The following is a 4,410-nucleotide window of genomic DNA, read 5'->3' on the forward strand; positions in this document are numbered from 1 at the left end:
CCCATCTTCTTAGGGTTTGGATGGAAACACCCAGTGTTTTAGCTGCAACGCCAATACTAACATATCTATTCATTTGTATATAATAATATAGAAATAAGTAGATTTCAATTAGCAGTTATTAACCCTTGATGCACCCCCAAGCCGTCAACCCGGTTGATGGATCACCAGCAAACGTTCTTCCTGCATATCACGAATTGCCGATTGAATTCCCTCACGGCCCAGACCCGAATCTTTGACCCCGCCATACGGCATGTTATCGACCCGGAATGATGGAATATCGTTAATAATCACCCCGCCAACATGCAGCTGGTCCCAGGCATATAGCATCTGCTGCAGATTCTGGGTATAGACCCCGGCCTGCAAACCAAAGCGGCTCTGGTTAATCCGTTCAATGCCCTGCTCAAACTGTTCATACGGCTCCAGAATAGCCACCGGACCAAAAGCTTCATTCTGGTAAATTTCTGACTGAGGCGAAACCTGCTCCAGCAATGTCGGCTCGAACATCACCCCCTGCTGTTCACCGCCCACCAGTACCGTCGCGCCTTCTGCTACGGCCTGATCCAGCCATTTTTTCAGGCGCACGGCTTCGTTCTCTTTAATCATCGGCCCAACCAAAGCGCTGTCCAGACGCGGATCAGCTGCCCGTAATGACTGCAAACGGCTGACCAGTTTATCTTTAAGCTGTGTGTAAATCGCGCGATGCACCAGAATACGCTGCACACTAATACACACCTGTCCGGCATGGTTATAGGCACCTCCAATTAACCGGTCAACCAGCGCATCATTGACTTCGGTATCGGCCTCAATCATCACGGCAGCATTGCCGCCCAGCTCCAGCGTGACCTTTTTACGTCCGGCACGCGCTTTCATGTCCCAGCCCACCACATCGGAACCGGTAAAGCTCAGCAGTTTAAAGCGGTCATCGGTGACCAGCACATCGGCCTGCTCACGCGGACAGGGCAATACCGAAAAGGCCCCAGCCGGCAAATCGGTTTCCGCCAGAATCTCGGCAATTTTTAAGGCAGAAATCGGGGTTAGACTGGCCGGTTTTAAAACAAAGGTACAGCCGGCAGCAATCGCGGGTGCAATTTTATGGGCAGTTAAATTCAGAGGAAAATTAAATGGACTGATCAGCGATACCGCGCCAATCGGTACCTGTTTACTGATGCCCTGATAACTGCAAGCCGCGGCAGTTACTGCCAATGGCATCATCCGGCCCTGATCCATCTGGGTTACTGCATCCGCAGCCAGTTGAAAGGTATTGATTAAGCGCTCCACTTCAGCAGCGGCAGCCCTTTTCGGTTTACCGCCTTCAATAATCAGCAGTTCGGTGAGCTCGGCCCGGCATTCCTGAAAACGCTGCACACAATGCAGCAGGATTTTCTGTTTCTGAAACGGTTTTAATGCCGCCATCGCCGCTTCCGCCTGGACTGCGGCCTGAATCGCCTGCTCCAGCGTCTCTGCATCGGCCAGCGCCACACGTGCATAACAGCGCTGCAGATACTTATCTTCGACCTCTAGCCACTGGCCGGTCACATGCGGCTGTCCAGCCAGATATAAAGGATAATCGTGCGGATGATCAGTGTGCGTAGCCATGTGCAGGTCCTCTATTTTTTGCATGATGCGTCAATGCAATTTATACCAATTCCCGATATGATGCGCCGAGATGTTTCCCGGTTCCATCCTCCACAATAAATTTATTCTGAGAATATACAAGCTCTACAGGGATTTTTATGCGTACACGTCCAGCATTGTGTTTCATCCTCGGTCTTGGCTGTTTGAGCGCCGCGCAGGCCGATATTATTGGTGTTAAAGGTAACGTCGATTACTGGCATTATAATAGTGACTTATCGAGTGCCTTGGGCCAACCCGAGATGAAAGATGACTCCAGTTTGTCTTTTGCCTTGGCGGTTGAACATCCAGTACCATTATTACCGAATGTCAAAATTAAGCACAGCACACTTGAGGCAGAATCAGAACGCGAAGTTCTGAATGAAAAGATGGAGCGGATCGACCTCGATTATTCCGACTTCATTGTCTATTACGAAATTCTGGACAATATTGTCAGTGCCGATATTGGTGTGGGTGCCAAGGTACTGGACGGTACCGTGCAGCAGAATTTAACCGAAGTGGAACAGGTCAGTGAAACCTTGCCAATGCTGTATGCCGAAGCCGGGGTGAAACTGCCTTTTACCGGTTTAAGTGCCAAAGCCGAAGCCAGCTATGCCAAGTTTGATGATACTGTCATTAGCGATGCACAGGCAGAACTGAAATATAATTTTATTGATAATTTACTGGTCGATGTCGGGCTGAAGGCCGGTTACCGCATTTTAGATGTGGAGCTAAACGAAGGTGATGAGCGTAATCTCCAGCTGGATTTTAAAGGTCCTTATCTCGGGCTGGAAGCACACTTCTAAGCCAGGCAAATCATCTTTATACCTTTAAACAAAAAGCCTCTACTGAGGCTTTTTGTTGATTTAGATGAATTACATCGGTTTAGCTATAAGAGCGACTGGCCTTAGACACCACCGGTGGCGTTTCAGTAACCGGCTCTGAGGCTTTCTGGATGCGAATCAGGGCAACTGCAATTGCACCAATCACCGCTGGAATTGCCACCGCCAAGAAATTCAGTTTATGTGGTAATTCCATACCCAATAGCACCCCAATAATAATCGGGCCGACAATTGCACCCACACGGCCGACCGCAGAGGCACAACCAATCCCGGTTGAGCGCACCGCTAGTGGATAATACTGCGCCACAAAGCTGTATAGCAGAATACTACTGCCAATTGCGGAAGCCCCAGCCAGCGCCACCAGTAGGTAAATCACCGGTTGTGGCGAGTTAAAGCCTAATCCAACCAACGCCACAGCCCCCATCAGGAACATGCCAATAATCACCGGTTTTAAATGGAAACGGTCTGCCAGAATCCCGCCGCCAATGGTGCCAATTACTGCGCCAATATTCATTGACATCAGGAACATCAGGCTGCTACCCAGCGAGTAACCAGCGGCCATCATTAGTTTTGGTAACCAGCTGCCCAGTGCATAGACCATCAATAAACACATAAAGAAGCAGCACCAGAACAATAAGGTACTCATGCCACGGTTTTGCTTAAATAAGGCGGCAATAGAGGCATCCGGCACCTGTACTTCATTTAAGACCAGTTGAGTCTGCGCACTGACTTTTTCTTCTGGCGTGATTTTCTGAATAATCTGGCGCGCTTTTTCATCCTGCTGTTTTTTCACTAAAAAGGTCAATGATTCAGGTAAAAACTTCCACAAGATCGGTAACAGTAACAGTGGAATACCCGCGATATAGAACATCACTTCCCAGCCAAAACTTGGAGTTAACCAGGCACCCAGTAACGCAGCCATAATACCGCCGACCGCATACCCACTAAACATGGTGGTCACCAAGGTACTGCGCAGTTTTTGTGGTGCATATTCAGAGGTTAAGGCCACCAGATTCGGTAATACTCCGCCAATTCCTAAACCGGCAATAAAGCGCAAAATTCCGAATTCAGTCGGGTTAGATGCGAAACCGCCCCAGAAGGTAAAACCGCTAAATAAGGTCACACAAATTAAAATGACATTTTTACGGCCAATCTTATCGGCCAGCATGCCAAAAAACATGGCACCGAACATCATTCCGGCCAGGGCAGTACTGGCCAACATGCCTGCTTGCACAGCAGTCATATTCCATTCTTGCATCAGTAGTGGTAGGGCTACGCCATTAATCGCCAGGTCATAACCGTCAAAGATGACTACAAATAAACACCAGAGTACGACGTTTAAATGAAAAGGTTTGAACTTCGCCTTGTCCACTACAGCATTCACATTCATTGTTGTTGCTGTCATTAATCCTCACCTCCAATTGTGAGATTTTATTCTTAATATGAAAAAATGAACAATCATTCACTTTTGTCTATAAAATGAATGATTATTCATTTTTTGTCTATGGATAAAAGGTCTAAATGATAAATTTTTCTTAAAAATCAGATTTGATTTAGCAATAAAGCTCAATTTCACAGCAGAAAATTTAGTTATAAATCTTATAATTACTGGAAACTTATTCTATTTTTTTAAATTTTTATATTACAAAACAGTGAAATAAAAGCTTCATCATTGCAATTTTTAAGACAGGCTTAAATGACAACTTCTACCACACAAATTTGCAAATAAATGTAAAAATTGTGTCATAAAGCCAGAAAAATACTATCCAAGTCGTAGATGTAGAAACTAGAAATTACGCCCATAAAAAAATCCCCCTGCTGTTTAAGCTCGGGGGATTTTGAATTAATGAGCTGGCGATGACTTACTCTCACATGGGTAACCCCACACTACCATCAGCGCTAAGAGGTTTCACTTCTGAGTTCGGGAAGGGATCAGGTGGTTCACTCTTGCTATTGT

The 4,410-nt window shown here is 46.5% G+C and carries 3 protein-coding genes and 1 rRNA gene; 1 reads left to right on the plus strand and 3 read right to left on the minus strand.

The window, feature by feature from the left end; genetic code table 11:
- Positions 1–144 precede the first annotated feature (144 nt).
- Entirely contained in the window at positions 145–1,596 is a 1,452-nt protein-coding gene (locus FTT63_RS14870; RefSeq protein ID WP_180192451.1) for an aldehyde dehydrogenase family protein, read from the minus strand.
- Between the two features lie 137 nt (positions 1,597–1,733).
- On the opposite strand from FTT63_RS14870, the gene FTT63_RS14875 reads away from it, so the two are divergent.
- Positions 1,734–2,417 carry a TIGR04219 family outer membrane beta-barrel protein gene (locus tag FTT63_RS14875; protein WP_180192452.1) on the plus strand — a complete coding sequence of 228 codons (684 nt, stop codon included), beginning with the start codon at positions 1,734–1,736 and terminating at the stop codon, positions 2,415–2,417.
- A 79-nt stretch (positions 2,418–2,496) separates the two neighbouring features.
- On the opposite strand, the gene FTT63_RS14880 is transcribed toward FTT63_RS14875, so the two are convergent.
- Both FTT63_RS14880 and rrf read right to left on the minus strand, forming a co-directional pair.
- A complete protein-coding gene (locus FTT63_RS14880) occupies positions 2,497–3,858 on the minus strand; it encodes an aromatic acid/H+ symport family MFS transporter (protein WP_005181158.1) in 1,362 nt (453 codons plus the stop codon).
- 444 nt (positions 3,859–4,302) lie between these two features.
- Positions 4,303–4,410: ribosomal RNA gene (gene rrf, locus FTT63_RS14885) — 5S ribosomal RNA — on the minus strand; the annotation flags it as partial.

Source organism: Acinetobacter sp. C15 (assembly GCF_013420645.1).
Classification (GTDB): Bacteria; Pseudomonadota; Gammaproteobacteria; order Pseudomonadales; family Moraxellaceae; genus Acinetobacter; species Acinetobacter indicus.

What these genes read in the sequence shown, in the direction of transcription:
- FTT63_RS14880 (WP_005181158.1), bottom strand. Translation starts at nt 3,858, where the DNA reads ATGACAGCAACAACAATGAATGTGAATGCTGTAGTGGACAAGGCGAAG.
- FTT63_RS14870 (WP_180192451.1), bottom strand. Translation starts at nt 1,596, where the DNA reads ATGGCTACGCACACTGATCATCCGCACGATTATCCTTTATATCTGGCT.
- FTT63_RS14875 (WP_180192452.1), top strand. Translation starts at nt 1,734, where the DNA reads ATGCGTACACGTCCAGCATTGTGTTTCATCCTCGGTCTTGGCTGTTTG.